This window comes from Sphingobacterium olei, from assembly GCF_005048855.1.
GTDB lineage: Bacteria > Bacteroidota > Bacteroidia > Sphingobacteriales > Sphingobacteriaceae > Sphingobacterium > Sphingobacterium olei.
The window spans coordinates 89,389-101,833 of sequence record NZ_SUME01000013.1; the positions used below are offsets into that span (position 1 = coordinate 89,389).

A 12,445-nucleotide genomic window follows, 5' to 3' on the forward strand; every position below is an offset into this window, starting at 1 on the left:
AAGGCGTGTATGGGATCTATAACGGCCATTCTCCCGGGTCATCTGCTCGACAACGAACATGAAGTACTTTTGACCCTCTTCGAATCTGGGTTAGATGATCTTTATTTCCGTCGGGAGATGACTCGGGAAGAAATCCTGTACGTGTATGAACATATCCCTCCGCATTTTCATAATCGCTTAATCCTACCACTTGCCGCAGCGCAGTGGCGCCATGAAACGGGGTTCAAAAGATATCATGTTAAGGAAAAGCAGCGTGGCGTAGAAGGATTATATTTTGAACAAGAAGAAATAGGTGATTATAGGTTTTCAACGGCTATACATGGTTATTCGGCGGTGAAAACCTTAAATGATAGATACGAAATGATATTGGTAAGTCCGCTGTTTAATAGCGTGAGTAAATCAGACTATACAGCGATGGCTGCATCCGAGCGGATGAAATTTGAAAACAGTTCAGATAGCATCCGAAAAATTGGCTTAGGAGGAATTAGCTTGGAACGCATAATACAATTTCCAGAAATTCTTCAATCCTTTGATGGTATAGCATTGATGTCGGGATTGTGGCAAGTAGAGGATATACATGCCACATTCTTGAAAATTAGGAAACTATGGAAAGGAATATAGAACGATTACAGTTTATATCACAAGGAGATACAGCTGAACGACAGATAGTAGGTATTCATCATGCGCTCGATGTAGGTGTCAAATGGATACAATTACGTTTTAAGAACCAAGAAGAAAAAGCTGTTCGAATTTTGGCCGAACAGGTAAAAAGTATATGCATTCAGTATAGCGCTAAATGTATAATAAATGATTGGGTATCGGTTGCTCAACACGTAGATGCAGATGGTGTACACTTGGGATTGCAAGATGTCGATATTTCAACTGCTCGGTTACAATTAGGGAAGGGGGCAATTATAGGCGGAACGGCAAATACTATCGCAGACGTGCGGCAACGCATGTCTGAGGGTTGTGATTATATCGGCTTAGGCCCCTATGCCTATACATCAACAAAAGAGCGTCTCAGTCCAATTTTAGGTTCGGCTGGCTATCATACTATCTCGAGTCAATTGGGATATTCGAACATTCCTATTATTGCGGTAGGAGGTATTAAGAAGGCAGACCTGTTATCGCTTCAGTCCACAGGTGTGTATGGCGTCGCCCTCTCTACCGAACTTTTAAATGCAAACTTCGCACAGGTAGTGCAGATGAAGCAGATTCTTTCACAATTTAAAGCACACGATGATGTTGCACATAGCAGATAAAATATTTCAATCCAGACTTTTCCTCGGAACAGGGAAATTTGGCAGTCTTCAATTGATGCAGCAAGCGATAGAAGCATCGGGGAGTGAATTGGTGACGGTAGCACTCAAACGGGTAGACTTAGCCGAACATTCAGATAATTTGCTGCAGCATATTCCAAAACCGCAAGCCGCCCTATTACCTAATACATCCGGAGCGCGTGACGCTAAAGAGGCGATTTTTGCGGCTCAAATAGGAAGAGAGGCCATGGAGACTAATTGGGTGAAATTAGAAATTCATCCCGATCCTAAATATTTGATGCCTGATCCAATCGAGACATTAAAAGCGGCAGAAGAGTTAGTTAAACAAGGTTTCGTTGTACTCCCATATATACATGCTGATCCGGTATTATGCAAAAGACTTGAAGAAGTAGGTATTGCAGCGGTGATGCCCTTGGGTGCACCGATTGGAAGTAATAAAGGCGTATTGACAAAAGAATTTTTGTCTATTATTATTGAGCAAAGTCGAGTTCCCGTTATAGTAGATGCGGGATTGGGAGCCCCTTCACATGCCGCATTCGCCATGGAGTTAGGGGCAGACGCGGTATTAGTTAATACAGCTATAGCGGTTGCGACAGATCCTGTGGGCATGGCACAAGCTTTCAGATTAGCGGTGGAGGCAGGCAGAAAGGCATACGAAGCCGAACTTGCTGCAGCTTCTACGCTGGCACAGCCATCTAGTCCATTGACGTCGTTTTTAAGAAATGAGGAGGTATAAATGTTTCATCAACTATTTCAAAATCACAATTGGGACACGGTAAAATCAAGTATTTATCATAAGACCGCCAAGGATGTTGAAAGCGCATTGATCAAAAATGACCGATCTATGGAAGATTTCAAAGCGCTTGTTTCTCCAGCAGCAGCCCATTACCTAGAGGAGATGGCAACATTAAGTCAGACGATCACACAGAAGCGTTTTGGAAAGACCATTCAGCTGTACATCCCACTGTACCTCAGCAACGAATGTCAGAATATCTGTACATATTGCGCATTCAGTATGGATAACAAGATCCCACGTCGTACACTTAGCCCGGGAGAAATCCATATGGAAGCAGAAGTCATTAAAAGTATGGGTTATGAGCATGTCTTATTGGTAACGGGAGAGGCCAGCAAAATTGTAGGTGTAGAATTCCTGGAGCAGGCGATTCGCCAATTGAAACCTCATTTTGCAAATATCTCTATGGAGGTGCAGCCTCTCGAACAGGAAGACTATCAACGGTTAATTAAAGAGGGGCTAAATGCAGTTTTAGTATACCAAGAAACCTATCACCAGGACGTGTATAAAAATTACCACCCCAAGGGTAAAAAATCCAACTTTCAATACCGCTTGGATACGCCAGATCGTCTTGGACGGGCAGGAATTCACAAGATCGGTCTAGGTACATTGATCGGGTTAGAAGATTGGCGTACAGAAGCTTTTTTTACGGGTTTACATTTACAGTACCTCGAACAGCATTATTGGAAAACAAAATATTCACTATCTTTTCCACGCTTGCGGCCTATTTCAATGAAAGATGCTGTTGACGGAACAATAGAAACACAGCAATTCTACATGAAGGATAGGGAACTTCTTCAATTAATCTGTGCGTATCGATTGTTCAATGAACAGGTCGAACTTTCACTTTCTACACGGGAGGAGCCTTATTTTAGGGATCATGTTATCCCATTGGGTATTACAAGTTTAAGTGCTGGATCTAAAACAAATCCCGGAGGCTATATAGTGGAGCCCCAAGCACTTGAGCAATTTGAAATTTCGGACGAACGGTCTGCATTTGAAATGGTTAAGGTAATAGAAAGACAGGGTTATGAAGCCGTTTGGAAAGATTGGGAAAGGTGTTATGCTACGTAGCAATAATAATCGCTTTGCTCGTCAAATAGCGCTCCCTGAGTTCGGGTTAGTAGGACAGGAAAAGTTGGAGGCAGCTCACGTCGTTGTAGTTGGCGCCGGTGGTCTCGGAAATGTGGTGATTCCTTTTCTCGCTGCAGGAGGTGTAGGAAAGATCACCGTGATAGATGACGATTGTGTGTCGGTGTCTAATTTAGCTCGGCAGACTAGCTTTGGGTATCATGACGTGGGGCTATTTAAATCAGAAATATTAGCGGATAAGTTGAATGCGCAATATCAACAACAGATCGTGTTTCCACAAAAAACAAGACTTACCGCCAACAATTTTAAGGAGATCATTCCGGAAGCGGATCTCCTTATTGATGGAAGCGATAATTTTGATACCCGTTATCTACTGGCCGATATCGGTAGAGATCTGCGGACACCTTTAATCAGTGGAGCCCTAGGAACTTATGAAGCGCAAATTTGTGTTTTCAGCCCTTCACAACATATTGGATATCGGGATATCTTCCCCGAACCAAGCGATCAACAGCCCTGTGCTATTACGGGAGTATGGTCGCCATTGGTTGGTGTGGTTGGAAGTTTGATGGTTAGCGAGGCGTTTAAACTGATTGCCGGTATTGGTGATAGCCTAGCCGGTAAAATGATGCTCATAGACAGTTTTACTAATCAGGTGCAGGTTATTAATATACAGTCGGATAACACACTATCGCAATCGAAGATATCTACCGGAAAAATTGATTTTCATACGTTAATGGAATGGAAAGAACAGGAAGAACTGCTGCTGGTGGATGTGCAGGAACAACATGAGCATGAGGAAAATAATTTGGCTGACCTCAATATTTCGGTTTACGATCTGCCGCATTGCTGGGAAACTCATCTAGGACATGAATCTAAGAAAATTGTTTTCATATGTGTCAATGGTATTCGCAGTAAAATTGCCTACGAATGGATAAAAGATAAAATTTCACATTGCTATTATGTCAATCTGTCTGATAGATAGGGGTATAGAATAGATGATACATTAGTAAGTTTGTAACCTTTTAAGATTTATTTCTCGATCATTTTGATACGCATTTAATATGTGCCCTCAATCGAAAGGTTTTCTTTGGTATTCTTCTGTCTTTTCGAAATTTGGTCGTGTTATTGGTTAGATTTTCATAAATTTAAAAACGTGTTATTAAACAATGAAAGATTATAGTTTATGAGTGAAAGATATGAAGATTTTATTAGTCGATTTAAGCAACGGCTAGTGGAGCTATTCCACCAAGAATCTAATATAAATGAGTTAAGTATTGAGAGAGGTTTACCGCCTGAAGTGTGGACGGACATAATGGAACTAAGCCCGCTATCTGTTGCGGTTCCAGAAGCATTTAGTGGTCGTGGAGTTAAAGTAAAGGAGTGTTTAGGTATTTTATCCGCAGCTTCTTATGAGTCGCTTCCATTGTCTCTAACATTCGGAATAAATATTGCCCTTTTTTTAGAACCATTAGCAAAATATGGTCTACCTGAGATACAGGCTGATATATTCCAACGGTTTATTGAACATGGAGCGATGGGTGGACTAATGATAACAGAACCCGATTTTGGTAGCGATGCATTGAATATGCGTACGAATTTTACCACATTGGACAATGGGGAATATAAGCTTAAAGGGCAGAAACATTGGCAAGGACTTACAGGAATGGCCGATTTTTGGTTAATTGCCGCCCGGAAACAGTTATCCAGTGGAGAACTTGCTCGTGATATCGAGTTCTTTGTTACAGATAATAGTAAGACAGAACAAAAGATTAAGGTGGAACAATACTTCAACAACCTTGGGCTATATATGATTCCTTATGGATTAAATACAATTGATCTTACTGTCCCTGCTAATCAAAAGTTACAACCTCCGAGTACAGGTATTAAGATGATGCTTGATATTCTGCATCGTAGCCGCCTACAATTTCCAGGCATGGGGATGGGCTTTATTCAACGGATGTTGGACGAAGCACTGTCACATTGTATTACTCGAAAGGTTGGAGCACAAAAACTAATTGATTTAGATTCTGTACAATTCCAGTTATCCCGTATACAGTCTTCTTATACGTTGTGTTCAGGAATGTGTGCATACAGCGCCACTATGAGTGGAATATCATATGACCTGTCTTCAAAAGGGCTAGAAGCAAATAGTATGAAAGCGCTTGTAACAGATCTTATGCAAGAATCGGCTCAGATATGTGTCCAGCTATCAGGTTCTAGTGGCTATAAGATCGATCACATTGCAGGAAGGGGTATCGTGGATAGTCGACCTTTTCAAATTTTTGAAGGATCTAATGAGATGCTGTATACACAAATATCCGAAATCGTTATCAAGCAGATGAAAAAGCAGAAGGAAGAAAACTTCTATCTATTCATGTCTCAGTTTGAAAGCACAAATCGTATAGCTTCTCGTTTAAAAAAACATCTTAATTTTTCGTTGGAACATACGCTGGTACAAAGACAGATGGTAGTACTTGGTAAGGTAATCGCTCGCTTAGTGTGTCTACAGTATGTAGATCTCATGGTAGAGAAAGGGTTTCGTACAGATCTGTTTGAGAATAGCTTTAAACATATGGAAATGGATATCAAAAAATTGTTATCAGATCTTTCTGATTATAATAATGCTGTTCCTATCGTAGCCTATCATGAAGGTTCCAATTGGATGGATTACAGTGATAGTGATAAAAATGGCGAAATCGAATAAATATCTTAAACATATAAAGGATTTAGCGAAAAGAAACTTAAATAGAGGCGTACTCTTTTTAACGGAAAACGCTACTCGCAAAGAAGTTATTGTTTTGTCCTCAGGATTGCAATATGAGGTAATATCGCAAGGAGAGGGCGATATTCCAAAAATGAAATCCAAGGTTATTTGCCATTACAAAGGAGAGTTATTGGACGGCACTGTATTCGATAGCTCGTACAAACGTAATAAACCGGAAGCTTTTTTTGTGTATGAACTTATTCGCGGTTGGCAAGAAGCTTTGCAAATAATGCCAGTAGGTAGTGTTTGGAAGTTATATATTCCCCACCAATTGGCCTACGGTTTTGAACCCCTTACGGATACATCCGGTGGCAATTGTACACTAATTTTCCAAATGGAATTAATTGCCATTCTTTAGGGGTATGTCGTTACCACTTTGCTAACTTGCCAGCCGTCCTGCTTACGGCAAAGTGTAACGTGATTTATATCATTTTTTTTCGTTGTTCGTTAGAAAGAAGGTCCGTTTGAATTAAAAATTTTTTAATATTTTTTTTCAGAGTTTCGGACGATACCTGGTCATAATTTGTAAGTACGTTTTGGAGATCCTCTTCAATATTTTGTTTGTATCGTACCATTGCAGGTGCATGATACTGAATAGTTAAACGTAAAAAATGAATCTCAGTATTTCCTTTGCCGTCCCTGATGGCTTGTTCCAGTTCATCCCTTCCCTTTTTAAAGGAATTTAGCTTTGCTAAAGGAGAAGTAGCATGTTCGGCCCACATCGCATGATATGCTCCCGAATATGCCAGTTCTAAGACTGTAGGGTTTTTGATCTCTTTTATCAGGTCAAGCTGTTTTCTACAGATTTCTGTATTTGTTGAAGCTGAAGAATAAGCCTGACGCAATTGTTCCAAACTTGACTGCATTTTACTCGGCTGAACGCTGAATATAAATAAATAGCATAGTATTAATTTTGCCATAACTGATCTTATAGTTCTAACAACCGTTATGAGCCAAGAAAGTTTTCTTTTTTAACGCTGGTTAATAAACTGCCTGCTAATTCATGCCTGAGAATCTCAGTTTTAGTTTTTTCAAACAACATTTAGCTATAGATGTTGTTAATAAGGAGTTAGCTCAATTCGCTATTTATGGAATGTTCCATATAGCTGTTAGAAGACAGGTAATGTACTTATGAAAAAAAATATCTCTGATCAAATTGTAGAAATGCTCGTAGAGGCGGGCATAAAAAGAATTTACGCTGTTACGGGTGATAGTCTAAATCATTTAAATGATGCCGTTAGAAGAAATGGAAAAATAAAATGGATACATGTACGTCATGAAGAAGTAGGGGCCTATGCGGCGGCAGCGGAAGCTGAGTTGGATGGTTTGGCTTGCTGTGCTGGCAGCTGCGGGCCTGGACACGTACATTTAATCAATGGTGTATACGATGCGCATAGATCTCATGTACCTTTACTCGTAATAGCTTCAACAATAAACACACATGAGTTTGGAATGGATTATTTTCAAGAAACCAATACGATTAAACTCTTTGATGACTGCAGTGTATACAACCAAATGATTACTACGGCTCAACAGGCACCACGAATGTTGCAAGCTGCCATACAGCATGCCATAAGTAAAAGAGGTGCAGCAGTTGTCGGTTTACCGGGCGATTTGACCGAAATGGATGCTGTTGAGAATCTTACATCGACCCAATATTTTTGGACAAAACCTGTTATCCGCCCGAATGATGCGGAACTAGAACAGTTGGCAACTCTTATCAATGCGCATGAAAAGATAACCCTGTTTTGTGGTATCGGTGCAGAGCATGCACATCCAGAAGTTTTACAATTAGCCCAATACCTCCATGCACCTGTGGGTTACTCTTTTAGAGGGAAGATGAGTATTCAATATGACAATCCCAATGAGATAGGAATGACGGGATTGCTTGGAATGCCATCGGCCTTTCATAGTATGCATGCCGCTGATTTAGTCATATTGCTTGGTACCGATTTTCCTTATGAGGCATTTATGCCTACCAAGAATAAAATTGTCCAAATTGATACGGCCCCCGAGAGACTTGGCCGTCGTGCGCAATTAACTCTGGGACTCTGTGGTGATACTGCGGCGACTATTCAGGCGCTTTTACCGTTGTTAAATAAAAAGGAGAATGATGATTTTTTAAGGAGTCAACTCAAACTATATGAAAAAGTAAAAGAAAATCTCAATACGTATGTGAAGGAAACTGGTAAGGAAGATAATATCCAACCGGAATTCTTAACGAGCACTATCTGCACGTTGGCAAGCGACGACGCTATATTTACGGTTGATACAGGAATGTCCTGTGTCTGGGGAGCAAGATTTATAAAATCAACGAGATTGCGGACAATGCTCGGTTCTTTCAATCACGGTTCTATGGCCAATGCAATGCCAATGGCCATTGGTGCCGCATTGGCACACCCACATCGACAGGTTATCGCCTTATGCGGAGATGGCGGGCTATCGATGTTGCTAGGTGATCTAGCCACCATCAAGCAGTATCAGTTGCCGATAAAAATAATTGTATTCAATAATAGGACATTAGGCATGGTGCGACTAGAGATGCAAGTTGCTGGTTTGCCCGACAGCGAAACCGATATGCTCAATCCAGATTTTACTAAAGTAGGAGAGGCGATGGGTATACGTAGTGAGTCAGTACATATTCCCGATGAAGTCGAAGAGGCTTTACAACGTGCTTTTACATATCAAGGGCCTTATCTCTTAAATGTTTTTACCAATCCCAATGCCTTAGCTATGCCTCCTAAAGTTGAAGCAGAACAGGTTGTGGGCATGGTGAAGTCGATGACAAAATTGATGCTTGGCGGAAAGATGGACGAAGTATTTGAAATTATAAAATCAAATTATAAACATCTTTTTTAATTTCGACCTTTTCTTCAAGTAATTCTTTTTACACAGCACTCGGATATCCCAACCTCATTGGGTTTCGAGTTTACTAAACACGGATAGATCCAAATAGATCATTTTCATAAAACAACGATAGAGGTATCTTATGCCTATGGCGACAGCACAACGACAATGCTTTCGATAGCTAGCGCTGTTAACATAGGAAACATGACCAGAGTGATGGTAAATCTGGAACCAATGAACGAACAGTTTTAAACGCAATCGACAATCCGAAAACGTTTTCGCTTTTAATTCATTACAATCCTTTGAATGCTTTTTGATTTTTCTTTATCTTGTTCGTTGTTAACCATAAACCACATGATATTTAGATGATGAAAAAATTAAAATCAATTTTACTCTTAGCTTTAACAGGGACGTTACTTGCATGTCAGTCTACCTCATCAACAAATGGAGATCAGTTACTTTTGACAGCAGACTTCGTTGACCAACAACTTAAGAACGCCGTAGAACAATATCAAGTTATGGCCAAGCGGTTACCTCCTCAATCGTTACCAAAAACCTATTATGAAGAACAAGATTCGTTGGAAACTAGCTCGACCAGATGGTGGACATCTGGCTTTTACCCTGGAACATTACTTTATTTATACGAATATTCTGGCGATTCGACTTTAGCTGTCGAGGCTAAGCAAAAATTGCAGTTGCTCGAAAAAGAAAAAAATAATAAAGGTACGCATGACCTAGGTTTTATGTTGTATTGTAGTTTTGGCAATGCCAATCGTCTCATGCCCGATTTGCATTATAGAAGTGTGATGTTGCAAGGTGCAGAATCTCTAATATCGAGGTACAAAGATGCCGTTGGAGCTATTAAATCCTGGGATCACCATACCGATCAGTGGCAATTTCCGGTTATCATTGATAATATGATGAATCTGGAATTTCTGAATTGGGCTTCTCGTGAAAGCGGTGATTCCAAGTTTGCAAATATTGCTAAAATTCACGCCAATAGCACGCTTAAAAATCATTTTCGTAATGACTATAGCTCTTATCATGTGATAGATTACGATACCATTACGGGTGCTGTGCGCCATCGCCATACCGCACAGGGTGCACAACATGAATCTGCATGGGCACGCGGACAGGCGTGGGGATTATACGGTTATGTCATGATGTATCGAGACACTCAGGATTCTATTTACTTAAACCAGGCGGTACACATCGCAAATTATATCCTTAACCATCCGAATCTTCCAAAAGATGGTGTTCCATATTGGGATTTTGATGCCGAGAATATTCCTGATGCAAAGCGTGATGCATCTGCAGCTGCCATTATTGCTTCTGCGCTGCTAGAGTTACAAACATATGTAGATGGAGAACAACAAAATCAATATTTGCGGGCAGCCGAGAATATGTTAACCAACCTGTCTTCAGATGTCTACAAAGCCAAAAAAGGTAGTAACGGTGGATTTATCCTCACGCACTCCGTCGGACACCTTTTAGCCAATTCAGAAGTGGATGTACCACTAACGTATGCAGACTATTATTACGTCGAAGCACTTATGCGGTACAGGAATCTATTAGGGGATAAGAGATAATTAAGATAGGCTTAATGTATATATCCTTAAATTGAACCTAAAGGCGTCCAAAAAGGAAGCCTTGTATAGGCCAGTAAAACAAAACGATGGGGGATTGCAGAATTTGATTGGTTTAGAATAAACTGTTTATTCGATGATCGGGGGTCTTTAAGCTTCTAAATAATTTAGTATCTTTAGTCCTATTTTCTAATATTAAATGCCAAATATATCAATCTGTTTTTTCATCTGCTTCATGATTTCTACATTTTCCTTTGCACAGGTAAATTGTAAAATAGAATACTACTCAGGAGAAGACGGACTAGCACATAGTTCTGTAACCGCTGTCGTAAAGGATCAAGATGGCTTTATGTGGCTCGGTACTTGGAATGGCTTAAATAGATTTGATGGCAAGAATTTCAAAACGTACAAACCTACGTTAAAAGGTAATTCATATCTGGAAAGTAAAAGGATTGTACAGATTTTGGATGGGGAGAATAATCTACTCTGGATTAAAACCTATGATAAACAGATATATTGGTTTGATAAGAAAACAGAAGAATTTGCGTCGCTATCCACAATAATAGAAGAGCGCTATAAAAAGAAAATTCCATTCAATAAAATTTTAAAGGTTTCAAAAGATTATGTTAGGTTAGGATCAGTAGAAAGATGATTCGTTGTCGGAACTTATCAAAGAGGAGGATGAGCCGGATAAAAATATTCAAGCCAATGCCGTTGTGGCAGCAGACGGTACAGTCGACTTTACGACGGTACAGGCAGCCATTAATGCTGCCCCAAATAATAGGAAGACCTATTTCTATATCTATATTAAGAAAGGAGCGTATAAAGAAGTAATCACGATCTCTAAAAATAAAGACTATATTTATCTCTATGGGGAGGATGCTGCATATACCATCCTGATCTTTGACAACTATGCCAAACGACTAAGGCCTGATGGATCAGAATTTGGTACCAGTGGATCTGCCTCATTTTTTGCAAATGGTGATTTCTTTGTGGCAGAAAACCTGACATTTGAAAATACCGCAGGTATCGATGCAGGCCAGGCCTTGGCAATCAATATTGGCGGAGCACGATCTTCCTTTCGGAATTGTCGTTTTTTGGGACATCAAGATACCTGGTATGCAGGCAATGGTACGTTCCAATATCTTCGGGATTGCTTTATCGAAGGATCAGTAGACTTTATCTTTGGTGGGTCTACCGCTTTTTTTGATGAATGCCATATGCAAAGTACACGAAATGGCTACATTACTGCGGCTTCAACCCCAGAAAATCAACTATACGGGTATGTTTTTCAAAAATGTAAAATTATTGCTTATCCAACTGTTGCTGAAGGGTCTGTTTATCTTGGAAGACCTTGGCGACCCCATGCAAAGGTTGTATTTCTACAGCCTAATTTAGGTAAACATATCCGTAAGGAGGGATGGCACAATTGGGGGAATGCTGCTAATGAAACCACCGCTTTCTATGCTGAATATAATTCTACCGGAGAAGGAGCTAGTCCAAGTACACGAGTAGCTTGGTCTCGACAGCTGACAACAGAGCAAGCGACGAGCTTCACCTATGAGAAGGTGATCGGCAGCCAACATCCCGGTTTTATAGAAGATGATATCACTATAACGCCGAAATAAATGTAACAAAGTTGTGTTGAGCGAGAAATCAAACCTTTTTTACGAAATATTTGCCCCGAGGGGGAGATATAGTTCGTATTTTTAGATGAACGTAAAAACAATCTTTACACCAAAAGTAAGCCCTCATCTAGAAAGATGTTTTTTAGAAAAAATGCACATGAAAAAACTACTAATACTGATCTGTATTTCTTTTCTTAGCTTCGGAGCATTCGCCCAAAAAAAATATGTGCGAATGGTCGATTCAGAGATGAAACGTAATCCTGAAGCCTGGATGCTTGATTTTTCAAAAGCGCCGAAATGGAACTACTGTCACGGATTAGTGTCGCAGTCGATATTACAAACTTACGATAAGACTGGAGAGCGCAAATACTACGCGTATATTTATGATTATGTAGACACCATGATCAATGAAAGCGGTGATATATTGGGGTATAAGCCACAAGAATACAATATAG

13 protein-coding genes are annotated in these 12,445 nt (G+C 40.1%); 12 read left to right on the forward strand and 1 reads right to left on the reverse strand.

Annotated elements, in window-relative coordinates; all coding sequences use genetic code 11:
• Positions 1 to 9: 9 nt before the first annotated feature.
• The 7 genes from FAZ15_RS21645 to FAZ15_RS21675 all read left to right on the forward strand — a co-directional run bounded on the left by FAZ15_RS21645 (position 10) and on the right by FAZ15_RS21675 (position 6,287).
• Positions 10 to 621: a beta/alpha barrel domain-containing protein gene (locus FAZ15_RS21645; RefSeq protein WP_136903462.1), complete on the forward strand. Its 612-nt coding sequence runs from the start codon at positions 10 to 12 to the stop codon at positions 619 to 621.
• Positions 606 to 1,262, forward strand: coding sequence for a thiamine phosphate synthase (locus tag FAZ15_RS21650; RefSeq protein WP_136903463.1), 657 nt, complete (start codon positions 606 to 608; stop codon positions 1,260 to 1,262). Before FAZ15_RS21645 ends, FAZ15_RS21650 begins: the two co-directional genes overlap by 16 nt.
• On the forward strand, positions 1,243 to 2,016 hold the full coding sequence (locus FAZ15_RS21655) for a thiazole synthase (RefSeq protein ID WP_202912469.1): 774 nt from the start codon (positions 1,243 to 1,245) through the stop codon (positions 2,014 to 2,016). The genes FAZ15_RS21650 and FAZ15_RS21655 overlap by 20 nt, the downstream gene beginning before the upstream one ends.
• Complete coding sequence (thiH, locus tag FAZ15_RS21660; RefSeq protein ID WP_136903465.1) at positions 2,017 to 3,147, forward strand: 2-iminoacetate synthase ThiH; 1,131 nt, start codon at positions 2,017 to 2,019, stop codon at positions 3,145 to 3,147.
• Positions 3,104 to 4,147 (forward strand): HesA/MoeB/ThiF family protein, encoded by a 1,044-nt coding sequence (locus FAZ15_RS21665; RefSeq protein WP_136903466.1) that lies wholly within the window; start codon positions 3,104 to 3,106, stop codon positions 4,145 to 4,147. The genes thiH and FAZ15_RS21665 overlap by 44 nt, the downstream gene beginning before the upstream one ends.
• A gap of 201 nt (positions 4,148 to 4,348) precedes the next feature.
• Positions 4,349 to 5,869 (forward strand): acyl-CoA dehydrogenase, encoded by a 1,521-nt coding sequence (locus FAZ15_RS21670; RefSeq protein WP_136903467.1) that lies wholly within the window; start codon positions 4,349 to 4,351, stop codon positions 5,867 to 5,869.
• On the forward strand, positions 5,853 to 6,287 hold the full coding sequence (locus FAZ15_RS21675; protein ID WP_136903468.1) for an FKBP-type peptidyl-prolyl cis-trans isomerase: 435 nt from the start codon (positions 5,853 to 5,855) through the stop codon (positions 6,285 to 6,287). Before FAZ15_RS21670 ends, FAZ15_RS21675 begins: the two co-directional genes overlap by 17 nt.
• Positions 6,288 to 6,351: 64 nt before the next feature.
• Here the strand turns inward: FAZ15_RS21675 and FAZ15_RS21680 are convergent, their stop codons facing one another.
• Positions 6,352 to 6,849: a hypothetical protein gene (locus FAZ15_RS21680; protein WP_136903469.1), complete on the reverse strand. Its 498-nt coding sequence runs from the start codon at positions 6,847 to 6,849 to the stop codon at positions 6,352 to 6,354.
• Positions 6,850 to 7,060: 211 nt separating this feature from the next.
• Here FAZ15_RS21680 and FAZ15_RS21685 point away from each other — a divergent pair, with 211 nt between their 5' ends.
• The 5 genes from FAZ15_RS21685 to FAZ15_RS21705 form a co-directional block, all read left to right on the forward strand.
• The gene (locus FAZ15_RS21685; RefSeq protein ID WP_136903470.1) at positions 7,061 to 8,788 is read left to right on the forward strand and encodes a thiamine pyrophosphate-dependent enzyme; all 1,728 of its coding nucleotides are present in this window, start codon (positions 7,061 to 7,063) and stop codon (positions 8,786 to 8,788) included.
• 353 nt (positions 8,789 to 9,141) lie between these two features.
• The gene (locus FAZ15_RS21690; protein WP_317130501.1) at positions 9,142 to 10,365 is read left to right on the forward strand and encodes a glycoside hydrolase family protein; all 1,224 of its coding nucleotides are present in this window, start codon (positions 9,142 to 9,144) and stop codon (positions 10,363 to 10,365) included.
• A 232-nt stretch (positions 10,366 to 10,597) separates the two neighbouring features.
• On the forward strand, positions 10,598 to 11,014 hold the full coding sequence (locus tag FAZ15_RS21695) for a two-component regulator propeller domain-containing protein (RefSeq protein ID WP_162305028.1): 417 nt from the start codon (positions 10,598 to 10,600) through the stop codon (positions 11,012 to 11,014).
• A gap of 4 nt (positions 11,015 to 11,018) precedes the next feature.
• The gene (locus tag FAZ15_RS21700) at positions 11,019 to 11,990 is read left to right on the forward strand and encodes a pectinesterase family protein (RefSeq protein ID WP_136903472.1); all 972 of its coding nucleotides are present in this window, start codon (positions 11,019 to 11,021) and stop codon (positions 11,988 to 11,990) included.
• Between the two features lie 157 nt (positions 11,991 to 12,147).
• Positions 12,148 to 12,445, forward strand: a 298-nt coding sequence (locus FAZ15_RS21705) for a glycoside hydrolase family 88 protein (protein WP_202912468.1), incomplete at its 3' end; no start/stop codon positions are given.

Bases quoted from the DNA above. Each gene is read 5' to 3' on its own strand.
- FAZ15_RS21645 (WP_136903462.1), top strand. From the start codon at position 10: ATGGGATCTATAACGGCCATTCTCCCGGGTCATCTGCTCGACAACGAA.
- FAZ15_RS21650 (WP_136903463.1), top strand. From the start codon at position 606: ATGGAAAGGAATATAGAACGATTACAGTTTATATCACAAGGAGATACA.
- FAZ15_RS21655 (WP_202912469.1), top strand. From the start codon at position 1,243: ATGTTGCACATAGCAGATAAAATATTTCAATCCAGACTTTTCCTCGGA.
- thiH (WP_136903465.1), top strand. From the start codon at position 2,017: ATGTTTCATCAACTATTTCAAAATCACAATTGGGACACGGTAAAATCA.
- FAZ15_RS21665 (WP_136903466.1), top strand. From the start codon at position 3,104: ATGAAGCCGTTTGGAAAGATTGGGAAAGGTGTTATGCTACGTAGCAAT.
- FAZ15_RS21670 (WP_136903467.1), top strand. From the start codon at position 4,349: ATGAGTGAAAGATATGAAGATTTTATTAGTCGATTTAAGCAACGGCTA.
- FAZ15_RS21675 (WP_136903468.1), top strand. From the start codon at position 5,853: ATGGCGAAATCGAATAAATATCTTAAACATATAAAGGATTTAGCGAAA.
- FAZ15_RS21680 (WP_136903469.1), bottom strand. From the start codon at position 6,849: ATGGCAAAATTAATACTATGCTATTTATTTATATTCAGCGTTCAGCCG.
- FAZ15_RS21685 (WP_136903470.1), top strand. From the start codon at position 7,061: ATGAAAAAAAATATCTCTGATCAAATTGTAGAAATGCTCGTAGAGGCG.
- FAZ15_RS21690 (WP_317130501.1), top strand. From the start codon at position 9,142: ATGATGAAAAAATTAAAATCAATTTTACTCTTAGCTTTAACAGGGACG.
- FAZ15_RS21695 (WP_162305028.1), top strand. From the start codon at position 10,598: ATGATTTCTACATTTTCCTTTGCACAGGTAAATTGTAAAATAGAATAC.